General features: G+C 70.5%; 7 protein-coding genes. 6 read left to right on the top strand and 1 reads right to left on the bottom strand.

Going from position 1 to position 12,505, the window contains the following annotated elements:
* Positions 1 to 88: 88 nt before the first annotated feature.
* The 6 genes from ACIPXB_RS18515 (at position 89) to ACIPXB_RS18490 (ending at position 11,137) form a co-directional block, all read left to right on the top strand.
* Entirely contained in the window at positions 89 to 1,198 is a 1,110-nt protein-coding gene (locus tag ACIPXB_RS18515; protein ID WP_401450880.1) for a methyltransferase, read from the top strand.
* Between the two features lie 434 nt (positions 1,199 to 1,632).
* Complete coding sequence (locus ACIPXB_RS18510; protein ID WP_401450878.1) at positions 1,633 to 3,213, top strand: sigma-70 family RNA polymerase sigma factor; 1,581 nt, start codon at positions 1,633 to 1,635, stop codon at positions 3,211 to 3,213.
* A gap of 507 nt (positions 3,214 to 3,720) precedes the next feature.
* A complete protein-coding gene (locus ACIPXB_RS18505; protein WP_401450876.1) occupies positions 3,721 to 6,084 on the top strand; it encodes a non-reducing end alpha-L-arabinofuranosidase family hydrolase in 2,364 nt (787 codons plus the stop codon).
* 39 nt (positions 6,085 to 6,123) lie between these two features.
* Positions 6,124 to 8,751 (top strand): RICIN domain-containing protein, encoded by a 2,628-nt coding sequence (locus tag ACIPXB_RS18500; RefSeq protein WP_401450874.1) that lies wholly within the window; start codon positions 6,124 to 6,126, stop codon positions 8,749 to 8,751.
* Between the two features lie 284 nt (positions 8,752 to 9,035).
* Positions 9,036 to 10,823, top strand: coding sequence for an ABC transporter ATP-binding protein (locus tag ACIPXB_RS18495; RefSeq protein WP_401450872.1), 1,788 nt, complete (start codon positions 9,036 to 9,038; stop codon positions 10,821 to 10,823).
* A 191-nt stretch (positions 10,824 to 11,014) separates the two neighbouring features.
* Positions 11,015 to 11,137: a hypothetical protein gene (locus tag ACIPXB_RS18490; RefSeq protein WP_401450869.1), complete on the top strand. Its 123-nt coding sequence runs from the start codon at positions 11,015 to 11,017 to the stop codon at positions 11,135 to 11,137.
* Between the two features lie 18 nt (positions 11,138 to 11,155).
* Here the strand turns inward: ACIPXB_RS18490 and ACIPXB_RS18485 are convergent, their stop codons facing one another.
* Positions 11,156 to 12,418: a cation:proton antiporter gene (locus ACIPXB_RS18485; protein WP_401450867.1), complete on the bottom strand. Its 1,263-nt coding sequence runs from the start codon at positions 12,416 to 12,418 to the stop codon at positions 11,156 to 11,158.
* Positions 12,419 to 12,505 lie beyond the last annotated feature (87 nt).

The raw sequence follows: 12,505 nt of genomic DNA, 5'->3' as shown, positions 1-12,505 counted from the left end.
AGAAGATCCCGTTCGGAATCGCCCAGGTCGGCTGCCGGGCGTCGAGAATCGGCTCTCAAGGGAGTTGATGTCGGTGACCGCACAGGCGATGAGTCGGACGGTGAAGGGTGCGCGGACGGCGTCCCCTCGGCTGTACTCGGCGAACGGAGCGCCACCCCCGAGGCGCATCGTCACCATCGACGACACCGTCGGCGTCGCCTCCGTACACCGTCTGATCGGTGAGGGCAACGCCGTCCTGTGGCGCGGCGACTATCCCGGTGCGCGCAGTCTCCTCGCCGCTCTGGGCCGCCGCGTCGAGCGCCGGGGTCCGGCCGTCGGCCTGTCCCCGGCCGAGACGTTCCGGTTGCACCGCGAGGAACAGTCGCGCCGGGCACGGCTGCTGGGCCGGCTGCTCATTCCGTACGAGAGCGACTGGAGGATCCCGCTGCGGCGCGCGCCCTGGGTACAGGAGGCCTGTACCCAGGCGTACGGCCCGTGCGCAGGGCCCGGCGTCGGCTCGCTGCGGGAACTGCTGGGCGTGATCGGCGCGTACGAGTGGCGCAAGAAGGGGGTGGAGGTCCCCGCACTCGGCGGTGGCCGCATCCACCCGCACTACGGCGTCTTCTCCCCGGTCCGTGGCGAGTACGTCGACCTGGTGGCCGAGACAACGCTGCCTTCGGGCGACAGGGCCTTCGACATCGGCACCGGCACCGGCGTACTGTCCGTGGTCCTGGCCCGGCGCGGGCTGCGCCGGGTCATCGCCACCGACCACGAACCGCGCGCCGTGGCCTGTGCCCGCGACAACGCCTCACGTCTCGGTCTGGCGGACACGATCGACGTACGACACGCCGACCTCTTCCCGGAAGGCCGCGCCCACCTGATCGTCTGCAACCCGCCCTGGCTCCCCGGCCGCCCCCGCACGCTGCTCGACCAGGCGGTGTACGACCAGGACAGCCGGACCCTGCAGCGCTTCCTCACGGGGCTCCCGGACCATCTGGAGCCGGGCGGCGAAGGCTGGCTGATCCTCTCGGATCTGCCCGAACGCCTCGGACTGCGTGAGCGCACCGAGCTGGCGGACACGATCACGGCGGCGGGCCTGCGCGTGCTGTCCCGCAAGGCCACCAGACCTCGCCACCGCCGTGCGAAGGACCCGTCGGATCCCTTGCACGACTTCCGCGCGGCAGAGGTCACGTCGCTGTGGCGGCTCGGAGTGGCGTGAGCCCCACCGCCCCTGCGGGGCGGCTTCTCCCGAGGGGCACCGCAAGGTAGCCGGAGGACTCGCCTCTGACCTGCGGCTTTGCCGAGTGTGCATGATGGGTGTTACGTGCGTTACAGGTGATATCTTGACGCATACCTGACGCACGTTTGACGCACGGGCGGCGCAGTTTCTGATGGGTCGTCATGCGCGGTTCTGCTGCAGACGGAGGAGCCCGCAGTCGGGTGTCGGCCGGCCCTTCGAAGGGGTGAGGAGGCGGGCTGGCGAGTCGGTGGCCGACCTCCTGGTTCGCCTTTCCGCGGTGACGTTCCGTGACGCCGGGCGAGGCATCGGGCGGACGTCGACCGTGCAGGGCGCGGGTGCTGCAAGGCGTGCTCCTTCGCCGACGCTAAGGTATGGCGCCGTACTCGGCGGATCTATCCCCTGGAGAGGTGGGCATGGGGCTCATGGACGCGGATCACGCGGAGCTGGTTGTCGCGGCGCAGGCCGGCGACGATCGCGCGCGCGAGAAGCTGCTCGCCGCGTACCTGCCGTTGCTCTACAACATCGTCGGGCGAGCGCTGAGCGGACATGCCGACGTCGACGACGTCGTTCAGGAGACCCTGCTGCGCGTGGTGCGCGACCTGCCTGCCCTGCGTGCCCCGGAGAGCTTCCGGTCCTGGCTGGTGTCCATCACGCTCCGCCAGATCAACAACCACTGGCACCGGCGACGCACGCTCGATGACCGGATCACGGTCATCGACGAGGCGCTCGAGGTACCGAACGTCGGCGGCGCGCTCGAGGATGTGACGATCCTGCGTCTGCACATGTCGGACGAACGCCGGCATGCGGTCGAAGCCGGCCGGTGGCTCGACCCGGATCATCGGGTGCTGCTGTCGCTGTGGTGGCAGGAATGCGCCGGCTTGCTGAGCCGTCAGGACATCGCCGACGCGATGGGGCTCAGTGTCGCCCACACCGCAGTACGCCTGCAGCGCATGCGCGAGCAACTGGAACTGAGCCGGACGATCGTCACCGCGCTGGAGGCGGACCCGCGCTGTCCGGGGCTGAACGAGACCGTCGTCGGCTGGGAGGGTGCGCGTACATCCGTGTGGCGCAAGCGGATCGCGCGGCACATCCGCGACTGCCCGATCTGCACGGTGTCGACGACAGAACGGATTCCGGCCGAACTGCTGCTCCTCAGCCTCACGCCGCTGGCCGTCCCGGCCGCACTCGTCGCCGCGCTGACCGCCAAGGGCCTGCTGTCGGGTACGGCCGCGAGCGCTGCCGGGCTGGCCACGGCACACGTCGCCGCCGGCACGGCGGCGGGGGGAGGCGGTCTGCACGGCTCGCTGCTCGGCAAACTCCACGCGGTGACCGCCCATCCGGTGGCGAGCCTCGCCACCGGCGCGATACTCGTCGCCGGGACCGCCACCTACGCGGCCTGGCCCGAACCGGCGCCGCGGGTGCCCGGCGTGAGCGCCGCTCCCACGGTCGCCGCTTCCGCGAGCGGTACTCCCACGGTCGGTACCCCCACGCCGATCCCGTCGCCCACCACCCCGCCGGCCACACCGTCCCCGGTGGGTCCGACCGCCGTCACCGGCACTGTTCCGCTGGGCGCGCAGTCGCTGGAGTCCGTGGACCGGCCCGGCCTGTTCGTCACGTACGACGGCGACTTCGCGGCGCTCGGCCAGGTTTCCGCGTCAAGCGGCGAGCGGGCACGGCAACGGGTCACCTTCACGGTCGTCAGGGGACTGGCCGACACAGGGTGTGTCACCTTCCGCGCCGCGGACGGCCGGTATCTTCGCCACCATTACCTGCGGCTACGGCTGAGCACCGACGACGGCAGCGAACTGTTCCGGGAAGACGCCACCTTCTGCCCGCGCCCCGGGGCGGTCGCCGGGTCGGTGACCCTGCACGCGCACAACTATCCCGGTTCGGTCATCCGCCACCGCGACGGCGGCATCTGGCTCGACGGCTCCGACGGCACGAGGGCCTTCGCCGGCCAGGCTTCCTTCACCATGCGCGGGCCCGCGGCTTGAGGACCGCTCCTCGATCAGCGGGGGCCCGGCCGTCTCGGTGACGGCGGGTGATCCCGCGGTACGGTCCCGCACCGTGCCCTCTCCACCCGGCGGTGAGCCGGGTCCCGCACCCCAACCCGGCTCCGATGCCATGGTGTCGACGGCTGCCTCGCCGTGAGCGGATTCCTTCGCCGATGAGCGGTGCGGTGCGCCGTTTCCCGGGACGACCAGATCGCGGGGCCTGGCATAACGCTTTCCTGCTGCGAGATGCATCACCGAGCAATCGTCCTGGACGGCGCGGGTTTTCCGTTACGAGACCGCGAGTCCTCAAGCCTCCACTTCAGGGGTGCCTTCCCGCCGCCGCTCGCCTCGACGTGACGGCGTAGCGGGTTTCCCGGCTTCCCCGTTGACCTGTCCCCTGAAGAAAGCCACTCCCATGACACGACACTCCGCGGCAGATCGGGCCGCCCTGGTCGGCGCGCGCACGATCACGGCACCCGGGATGACAACCGACTCCCGAGGAGAATCATGAAGGGCCTGCACCGGCTCCGCCGACGTCGCCGGACACTGGCGACAGGACTGACGGCCGCGGCGCTGGTGGCCGGTGTCGTGACGCTCCTCCCCAGCTCCGCCGGAGCCGCGGGCCTGGGTACCCAGGCGGTCTCGTCGGGCAGGTACTTCGGCACCGCTGTAGCCGCCGGCCGGCTCGGCGACCCGGCGTACACCGCGATCGCGGACCGGGAGTTCAACATGATCACCCCGGAGAACGAGATGAAGTGGGACGCCATCGAACCGTCCCGCGGCAATTTCAACTTCGGCCCCGCCGACCGGATCGTCAACCGTGCCTCGGCGCACGGCCAGCGAATGCGCGGACACACCCTGGTCTGGCACTCGCAGCTCCCGTCCTGGGTCAGCTCCATCGGCGACGCGAACACGCTGCGCGGCGTGATGAACCACCACATCACGACGCAGATGACCCACTACAAGGGCAAGATCTACGCCTGGGACGTGGTCAACGAGGCCTTCGCCGACGGTGGCAGCGGCCAACTCCGCGACTCGGTCTTCCAGAAGGTGCTCGGCAACGGTTTCATCGAGGAGGCGTTCCGCACCGCCCGGGCGGCCGACCCCTCGTCCAAGCTCTGCTACAACGACTACAACATCGAGAACTGGTCGGACGCCAAGACCCAGGGCGTCCACCGCATGGTCAAGGACTTCAAGTCCCGCGGCGTGCCCATCGACTGCGTCGGCTTCCAGAGCCACTTCGGGGCGGGCGGCCCGCCGGCGAGCTTCAGGACCACCCTGGCCAATTTCGCCGCCCTCGGCGTCGATGTACAGATCACCGAGCTGGACATCGCCCAGGCGTCACCCACCCACTACGCGAACACGGTCAGCGCCTGCCTGTCCGTGGCACGGTGCACCGGTATCACGGTGTGGGGCGTCCGTGACAGCGATTCCTGGCGCGGCGGCGAGAATCCCCTGCTGTTCGACAACAGCGGCAAGCCCAAGCCCGCGTACACCGCCGTCACGCGTGCGTTCAACTCCGGCTCAGGTACCTCTCCGGTCGACCCGGCCGGCAGCACCGGGGAGATCAAGGGCGTGGCCTCCGGGCGCTGTATCGACATCCCCGGCTCCGCCACGGCCAACGGCACCCAGGCGCAACTGCGGGACTGCGACGGACAGCCCAACCAGCGCTGGACCCACACCGCCGCCAAGCAGCTGAAGGTCCACGGGAACAAGTGCCTGGACGCCAAGAGCAAGGGCACCTCCAACGGCACCCCGGTGGTCATCTGGGACTGCAACGGCGGTGCCAACCAGCAGTGGAGCATCAACACCGACGGCACGATCACCGGCGTCCAGTCCGGGCTGTGCCTCGACGCCGTCGGCGCGGCCACCGCGAACGGCACCAGGATCCAGCTGTACACCTGCGCGTCCGTCGGCAACCAGAAGTGGACAGCCCCGTCCAGCACGGGCGGCGGCACATGTGCTCTTCCGTCGACGTACAGGTGGAGTTCGACCGGTCCCCTCGCGCAGCCGTCGAACGGGTGGGCCGCGCTGAAGGACTTCACCCATGTGACGCTGGGCGGCAAGCACCTCGTCTACGCGTCGAGCGCGTCGGGAACCTCCTACGGCTCGATGGCCTTCAGCCCCTTCACGAACTGGCCCGACATGGCGGCGGCCGGGCAGACCAGGATGAACCAGAACGCGGTGGCGCCCACGCTGTTCTACTTCGCGCCCAAGAAGATCTGGGTGCTGGCGTACCAGTGGGGTGCGTCGCCCTTCAGTTACCGCACGTCGAGCGACCCCACCAACCCCCATGGCTGGTCCGCGCCGCAGCCGCTGTTCACCGGCAGCATCCCCCGCACCGAATCCGGCACCGGCCCGATCGACCAGACGCTGATCGCCGACGACCGGAACATGTACCTCTTCTTCGCCGGCGACAACGGCAAGATCTACCGGGCGAGCATGCCGATCGGGAACTTCCCGGGCAGCTTCGGCTCGGCGTACACGACGGTCATGAGCGACACCGCGAAGAACCTGTTCGAGGCGCCGCAGGTCTACAAGGTCCAGGGCCAGAACCAGTACCTCATGATCGTCGAAGCCCGGGGTGCGCACGAGCAGCGCTACTTCCGCTCCTTCACGGCCACCAGCCTGAACGGCTCGTGGACCCCGCAGGCCGCCGACGAAAGCAACCCCTTCGCGGGCAAGGCCAACAGCGGTGCCACCTGGACCAACGACATCAGCCACGGTGATCTGATCCGCACCAACCCCGATCAGACCATGACCATCGACCCCTGCAACCTGCAGTTCCTCTACCAGGGCAAGTCCCCGCAGGCGGGCGGCCCCTACGACCAGCTGCCGTACCGGCCGGGCGTCCTGACCCTGCAGCGCTGACCGCCCGACCCACGGTTGCACAAGGAGAAACACCCCCCCATGAACAACCCCACGAACGGCCGGCGTCGCGGACGTCACCGCCGTCGCAGGACCGCCACCGCCCTGCTGCTCGGTGTGCCCGCCATCGTCGTGCCGTACCTCCTGTTCGTGCAGGACGACTCGCAGGCCGCGACGGTCGACGGCAAGGCCTACTACCGGCTGGTCTCCGTACGCAGCGGCAAGGCGCTCGACGTCAACGCCTTCTCCACCGCCGACGGCACGCGTATCCAGCAGTGGACCGACCAGAACACCGCCAACCAGCAGTGGATGCTGAGGTCCACCGGCGACGGCTACTACGAGCTGGTGAACCGCAACAGCGGCAAAGTGCTCGGCATAGCCGGCGGCTCGACCGCACAGGCGGCTGCCGCCGAGCAGCAGACCGACAGCTCCTCCGCCTCCCAGGAGTGGCGGATCGACACGGTGAGCGGTTCCGACGCCGTCACCTTCACCTCCCGCAGGAGCGGCCAGGTCCTGGACGTCTCCGGAGGCTCCACGGCCGACGGCGCGGCAGTCATCCAGTACCGCGGCCATGGCAGCACCAACCAGCAGTGGAAGCTGGTGAAGGTGGCCGCTGCCCCGTCAGCGGCGGCCGGCCCGTACACATGGCGGAACGCCCAGGTGGTCGGCGGCGGATACGTCACCGGTCTGGTGTTCAACCCGCGGGAGAAGGGGCTGCTGTACGCACGAACCGACATGGGCGGCGCCTACCGCTGGGACACCGGCGCCGAGCAGTGGATCCCGCTGACCGACTGGCTCGGCGAGAAGGACTGGAACCTGCTGGGCATCGACGCGCTGGCCACCGATCCCGTGGACCCGAACCGCCTCTACCTCGCGGCGGGCACGTACACCAACGAATGGGCCGGCAACGGCGCGATCCTGCGCTCCACCGACCGGGGCCGCACCTTCCAGCGCACTGATCTGCCGTTCAAGCTGGGCGGCAACGAGGACGGCCGCGGGGCGGGCGAGCGGCTCGTGATCGACCCCTCGGACCACCGCACCCTGCTGCTCGGCACCCGCAAGAACGGCCTGTGGCGCAGCACCGACCACGGGGCGACCTGGCGGCAGGTCTCCACGTTCCCCGTCAAGGACGGGGCGGGCAGCGGCGCGGGCATCTCCTTCGTGACGTACGGTCCGGCCGGCAGCAAGACGATCTACGTCGGCGTCGCCGACCGGTCCACCTCCCTGTACCGCTCCACCGACGGCGGCAGCACCTGGCAGGCCGTCCCCGGCCAACCCACCGGCCAGATGCCGCAGCACGGGGTGGTCTCCGGTGACGGCTCGCTGTACCTGACGTACACCAACGCCCTCGGGCCCAACGGCGTGACGGCGGGCTCGGTGTGGAAGTACACGCCGCAGGGCGGGACGTGGAAGAACATCTCCCCCTCGCAGGGCGGCTACGGGTTCTCCGGCCTGGCCGTCGATCCGAACAAGCCGTCCACGGTGATGGTCACCACTCTCGACCGCTGGTGGCCCGAGGACGAGATCTACCGCACCACCGACGGCGGCACGACCTGGAAGGCGCTGGGGGACAAGTCGGTGCGGAACGCCTCGGCCGCTCCGTACATCGGCACCCACACCGGGCACTGGATGACCGCCCTGGCCATCGACCCCTTCGACTCCGGGCACGTGCTGTACGGCACCGGCAACGGCATCTGGCGCAGCAAGGACGCCGACGCCACCGACAGCGGCGGCACCAGCCACTGGGCCGTGGGGGCGCGTGGCCTGGAGGAGACCGCGCTGATGGACGCGATCGCCCCGCCCGGCGGTGCCACCGTCATCACCGCCATGGGCGACCAGGGCGGTTTCCGCCACGACGACCTGACCAAGGTGCCCGCCGGGCGGCTGGGCAACCCGATGATGACCAACAGCACCGACATCGACTTCGCCCAGTCCAACCCCTCGGTCATGGTCCGTGTCGGCCGTGGTGGCGCGCAGGACGGTGCCTACTCCACCGACGGCGGCATCAGCTGGAACGGCTTCAAGGCGGAGCCGGTGGCCGGCGCCCAGGACGGGCGCGTCGCGCTCTCGGCGGACGGCTCGACCATCGTCTGGACCCAGGCCGGCCAGGCCCCGTACCGCTCGACCGACAAGGGGACGAGCTGGTCGAGGGTCGGTGGCCTGGGCACCGACGCCGCCGTCGTCGCCGACCGCTCGACGGCAAGGACGTTCTACTCCCTGTCCGGCGGCACGCTCCACGCCAGCACCGACGGCGGAGCGACCTTCACCGCCCGTGCCACCGGCCTTCCCGCCGATGGCCGGCTCACGGCCGTGCCCGGCGTCGCGGGGGACCTGTGGATCGCCGGCGGTGGTCAGGGGCTGCTGCACTCGACCGACGGCGGCCGCACCTTCACCCCGCTCACCACGGTGAAGTCCGCCTCCGCCCTCGGCTTCGGCAAGGCCGCACCCGGCGCCTCCTACCAGGCCCTCTACATGATCGGCACCGTCAAGGACGTCACCGGCGTCTTCCGCTCCACCGACAAGGGCGCCACCTGGCTCCGCGTCAACGACGACGCCCACCAGTGGGGCAGCATCGGCGGCGTCGGCGTCATCACCGGCGACCCCGACACCTTCGGTCGCGTGTACGTCGGCACGAACGGGCGTGGTCTCCAGTACGGCGACCCGTCCTGACCCCGACGCCGGAGCGGACGCACGTCTGATGCTTGAGCTGACGCGCGACCAGTAACAGAAGGCCGCCCCTCGACCTCGGTCGGAGGGCGGCTTTCGTTGCTTCGGTCACACTGTGTGCGGGCGGCTCCAGCCACATGGCGGGGGTGCACCCGACGATCGCCGGATGGCCGACGGTGCGCCCGGGCTCCCAGGCTGGTGGCATGACACGGCGTGCGTACGAGAAGGTGCCCGATGCGGCCCGCAGGCCCCCTGCCCGAAGCAGCGGGTCGTCGCAAGGAATCCTTGTGAACACCGCATCCGCCCCGGAGGCGACGGGTGCCGAGTCCCTGCGCGTCAGCGAGACGCTCAAGGCGCTGTACGGGTACGTCCGCCCGCACCGGTGGACCGTCGTACTCGGTCTGCTGCTGGCGCTGGTGGGGGCGGCCGGCGGGCTGCTGCAGCCGCTGGCCACGAAGGCGTTGGTCGACCGGCTCTCGTCCGGTGGCACGCTCACCACCGTCCTGCTGGCGCTGACCGTGCTGGTGCTGCTGAGCACGGTGGCCGAGGCATTCGGCGCCTATGTGCTGGAGCGGACGGCCGAGTCGGTCGTGCTGGCCGCGCGCCGCAGCCTGATCGGCCGGCTGCTGCGGCTGCGGCTGACGGCGGTGGACCGGATGCAGCCGGGCGATCTGATGTCGCGGGTCACCTCCGACACCACGCTGCTGCGGGCCGTGAGCACCCAGGCGGTGGTCAACGCAGCGACCGGGGCGCTGACGCTGGTGGCGGCGGTCGTGGTGATGGCCTTCCTGGACGCCGTCCTGCTCGGCGTCACCCTCGCCGTGGTCGTGGTCGTCGGTGCGGGCGCCGCCCTGGTGATGCCGAGGATCGGACAGGCCGCCGAGCGCTCCCAGGCCGCGGTCGGGGAGATGTCCACCGGCCTGGAGCGGGTCTTCGGCGCGTTCCGCACGGTGAAGGCGTCCGGAGCCGAGGAGCGGGAGACCGCCCGCGTCGAGGCGTCGGCCCGGCGGGCGTGGCGCCACGGCGTGCGCGGCGCGAAGTGGGAGGCGCTGCTGGGAACGGCGGACAACCTCGCCGTCCAGCTGGCGTTCCTGGCGGTCCTCGCGGCCGGCGGCGCACGGGTGGCGTCCGGGGACATCCCCGTCTCCACGCTCATCGCCTTCCTGCTGTACCTGTTCTACCTGATGGAGCCGGTGTACAAGCTGGTCGAAGCCGCCTCCGCCTACCAGGAGGGCGCGGCCGCGATCTCCCGTATCAAGGAGGTGGACCGCCTGGCGGCGGAGCCGCCCGCCACGTACAGGCCGGCGCGGATCGAGGTGCGTCCGGCGTCGGTCCGCTTCGAGGACGTGTCCTTCCGCTACGGGCCCGGACTGCCCGACATCCACCAGCGGGTGGACTTCGAGGTGCCGGGCGCCGGGATGACCGCCTTCGTCGGGCCTTCGGGCGCGGGCAAGTCGACGGTCTTCTCGCTCATCGAGCGGTTCTACGAGACGACCGGCGGGCGCATCCTGGTCGACGGCCAGGACATCCGGCAGTGGCCGCTGTCCGAACTGCGATCCGTCATCGGGTACGTCGAGCAGGACGCGCCGGTGCTGGCCGGCACGCTTCGGGAGAACCTGGTCTTCAGCGCGCCCGGCGCGACGGATGACGACATCCGCGCCGTCCTCGCCCGGACCAGGCTCGACACCCTCGTCGAGCGTCTTCCCCACGGCCTGGACACCCTGGTCGGACACCGCGGCTCGAAGCTGTCCGGCGGAGAGCGCCAGCGCGTCGCGATTGCCCGCACACTGCTGCGCAAGCCCCGGTTGCTGCTCCTGGACGAGGCGACCTCGCAGCTCGACGCGGTCAACGAGCTGGCGCTGCGGGACGTCATCGCCGAGACGGCGCGCGAGACCACCGTCCTGGTGGTGGCGCACCGCCTGTCCACGGTGACGGACGCGGACCGCATCGTCGTCATGGAGGCCGGCAGGGTCCGTGCGATCGGCACCCACGAGGAACTCGTGGACCAGGACGAGCTGTACGCACAGCTCGCCGCGACCCAGCTCCTGACCCCGGCGGGGCGCCCCGCCGGGTGAGAGGAGTGGCCCGAGAGCTGCCCCCGCCACATGGCGGGGGCAGCTCTGCTGGGTGGCGGAGTGGCACCGGACAGCCGTCGGACACCGGCGGACCGTACGAAGCGTGAGGCTCAGGTCAGCGCCGCATCACTGTGCGGTTCGCTCCTCCGTGCTCCGTCCACCACCTCACCTGGAGTCCCCGCGCCCCCCTCATGACCAAGGGCCAGCAGGTTCCGCTGCACACGGCGGACGGCCGTCGGCTCAACCTGATGCGGATGGGCATCGGCTGGCAGTCCGCTCCTTGCCCCGACCTCCTCCAGGCAGCCGAGGCGTGACCCGGTCGGCCCACGTGCTCAGCGGAGCTTCCCCGGGCTGACCGGGGAGGCGGGGACGGGGACGGGGGCGGTGAGCAGGCGGGCGAGGGGCGTCGAGCCGAGGCCGTGGAGCAGGACGCTGCCGAGCACGGTGATGGTCATGGCGTACAGGGCGGTGTCTGCGGAGGGGCCGTCCGGGAGGGCGTTGAAGGCGAGCAGGCCGAACACGATCGAGGTGGTGCCGCGTGGGCCGAGGGCTCCGATCATGAGCCGTTCACGCCGCGTGAAGTCCGAGCCGAGGAAGGCGAACAGGATCGGACCGACGCGTACGACGGTGAGCGCGGCGAGGCAGAGCATCAGGGTCGGCACGTCGACGCCCTCGCTCAGGGCGAGCACCGTGGCGTTGCCGAAGAAGAACCACATGCACATGGTCATGATCGAGCTGGTGTCCTCGACGAGGCGGAAGTCCGAGGCGTCGGGGACGTAGGACTCGTGTCGCCGGGCCGGGGTCTGCCGGACGTACCGGAAGGCGATGCCGCAGACGAACGCGGCGACGAAGCCGTTGCCGCCTGCCGCCACCGTCACGGTGTAGACGAGCAGCGGCGTGACCAGGACGAGGATGCGGCGGGATTGTCCGGTCATCCACTGCCTGCGGTCGGCCGTGGTCATCAGCCATGCGAGCAGGGAGCCGAGGGCGACGCCCACGGCCAGGGCCTTCACGGCGAAGGGCACGGCCGTGCCCAGCGCCTGCGCGGGGGTCTGTGCCTGCGCTGTCGAACCCGCCAGGATGAGGGCGAAGAGGAAGACGGGCGAGATGATGCCGTCGTTGTAGCCGCTCTCCACGTTGAGGACGTCGCGGACGCGTGCCGCGATGCGGGTGTCCCGTACGAGGGTCTCGGCCGGGGCGAAGTCGGTGGGGACGATGATGCACGCGATGATCAGCAGGATCACCGCGGGCAGGTCGGGGAGCATCAGCGAGCCGAGCAGGACGACGGCGGCCAGGCTCAGGGGCAGCGCCACCAGGAGGGTGCGGACGGTCGCGCCGGGATCATTGCCGAACAGCCGGCCGCCCGGCAGTTCCGTCGCGTCGACGAACAGCAGGACCGCCAGGATGACCTCGGCCACGTGCTGGGCGATCTCGGAGTTGAGGGTGACCGCGATCTGGCTGTGCGTGAACACCCCGGTGACGACGCCCGTGAGGACCAGCAGCACAGGGGCTCTGACATGCCCCCGCTCAAGCCCTCGGGCGAAGAGCGCCCACCCGGCTGTCACTGCGGTGATCACGATCAGGACGAAGGTCATGTGAATTCCGGTTCCGGGGCGACAACACGTACGAAGCAAGAAGGGCCGGCCTTGCCGCGCGAGAAGCACGCTCCACAGGGCCTCGTG

This window comes from Streptomyces sp. NPDC090022 (assembly GCF_044748145.1).
Lineage (GTDB): Bacteria > Actinomycetota > Actinomycetes > Streptomycetales > Streptomycetaceae > Streptomyces.
Note: the sequence above shows the minus strand (reverse complement) of the source record. Positions and strands in the feature narration are given on the sequence as shown.

What these genes read in the sequence shown, in the direction of transcription:
- ACIPXB_RS18515 (WP_401450880.1), top strand. Translation starts at nt 89, where the DNA reads ATGAGTCGGACGGTGAAGGGTGCGCGGACGGCGTCCCCTCGGCTGTAC.
- ACIPXB_RS18510 (WP_401450878.1), top strand. Translation starts at nt 1,633, where the DNA reads ATGGGGCTCATGGACGCGGATCACGCGGAGCTGGTTGTCGCGGCGCAG.
- ACIPXB_RS18505 (WP_401450876.1), top strand. Translation starts at nt 3,721, where the DNA reads ATGAAGGGCCTGCACCGGCTCCGCCGACGTCGCCGGACACTGGCGACA.
- ACIPXB_RS18500 (WP_401450874.1), top strand. Translation starts at nt 6,124, where the DNA reads ATGAACAACCCCACGAACGGCCGGCGTCGCGGACGTCACCGCCGTCGC.
- ACIPXB_RS18490 (WP_401450869.1), top strand. Translation starts at nt 11,015, where the DNA reads ATGACCAAGGGCCAGCAGGTTCCGCTGCACACGGCGGACGGCCGTCGG.
- ACIPXB_RS18485 (WP_401450867.1), bottom strand. Translation starts at nt 12,418, where the DNA reads ATGACCTTCGTCCTGATCGTGATCACCGCAGTGACAGCCGGGTGGGCG.